Below are 1,202 nucleotides of genomic sequence, written 5' to 3'. Positions count from 1 at the left end.
CCCTCATGCGTCTGGCGCAGGCACTCCTGCACGCTGCGCTCTCCCAGCCGTACGCGCAGCGGCAAGGTGTTGATGAACATGCCCAGCGCACGCTCCACCCCTTCACCGCCCTGCATGCGCCCGAACAGCACCGTGCCGAACACCACGTCGTCCCTGCCCGTGGTCCGGCCCAGCACCAGCGACCAGGCCAGATGGAACAGGCTGGCCGCGCTCACGCCCTGGCGCTGCGCTGCAAGGCGCACGGCGCGTGCCAGCCCCGCATCCAGCACATGGCGCGCCTCCTGCACCCCGCTGCCGTCACCCTGCACGTCCAGCAGGCCGAAAGGCGCCGTGGGCTCATCCACATCGCCCAGCATGGCGCGAAAGAACTCTTCGTGCTCCCTGGCGCTCACCCCCAGCCGTGCCTGGGCCACGAAGCGCCTGAACGGCAGCGGCCGGGGCAGCGCATGCTCGCGCCCCTGGCGGATCAGACCAATCTCCTCGACGATGCGCTCCAGCGTCGTGTGGTCCAGCACCAGATGGTGGGTCAGCAGCTGCAGCAGCCAGCGGCCCTGCGGCGCATCCTGCGCCGCCACGGCGCGGATCATCGGTGCCTTGCGCACTTCGATGCGCTGCACGCGCGGGTCCAGCCGCTCGTGCAACTGCGCCGCCGCATCGGCGCCCGCCACCACATCCACCCATTCGGTCTGGACCTGCGCATGGCGCCAGACCACCTGCACAGGCTCGGCCAATCCCTCCCAGAGCACGGCCGTGCGCAGGATGTCGTGCCTTGCGATCACCTGGTTGAGGCTGTCCACAAAGCCTTGCAGCCGCTCGCGCGTATCGAAGCTCAGCAGTTTGGGCGTGGCATAGGCATCGCCCTGCTGGTGCAGCATGTGGTGGAAAAGAATGCCTTCCTGCAGCGGTGCCAGCGGGTAGATGTCCTGGATGTTGGCTGCACCACCGGGCACGGCTGCGACGATCCGTGCAATCTCCTGCGCGTCCAGCGCCACCAGGGTCAGCATGGCCGGGGTGATTGCCGTGCAGTCTTCGGGAATGCCGTTGGGTGGCACCTGCACCTCGGGTCGAGCATCGGCCTGTTCGCCACCAAGGGCCTGCGCAAAGTCGGCCAGCCTGGGCTGAAGGAACAGGCTGCGCACCTGGGCCGCCAGCCCCCTGGCGCGCATGCGTTCGAGCAGCTTCAGGGCCAGCAACGAATGACC

Annotated in this window: 1 protein-coding gene; it reads right to left on the bottom strand. The window is 68.6% G+C overall.

The genetic code is table 11. The features are described from left to right. A partial coding sequence (locus BW39_RS03420) for a condensation domain-containing protein (RefSeq protein WP_043819794.1) occupies positions 1–1,202 on the bottom strand: 1,202 nt, incomplete at both ends.

Origin of the sequence: Delftia sp. RIT313, from assembly GCF_000632165.1 — a bacterium.
Classification (GTDB): domain Bacteria; phylum Pseudomonadota; class Gammaproteobacteria; order Burkholderiales; family Burkholderiaceae_C; genus Comamonas; species Comamonas acidovorans.
Note: the sequence above shows the minus strand (reverse complement) of the source record. Positions and strands in the feature narration are given on the sequence as shown.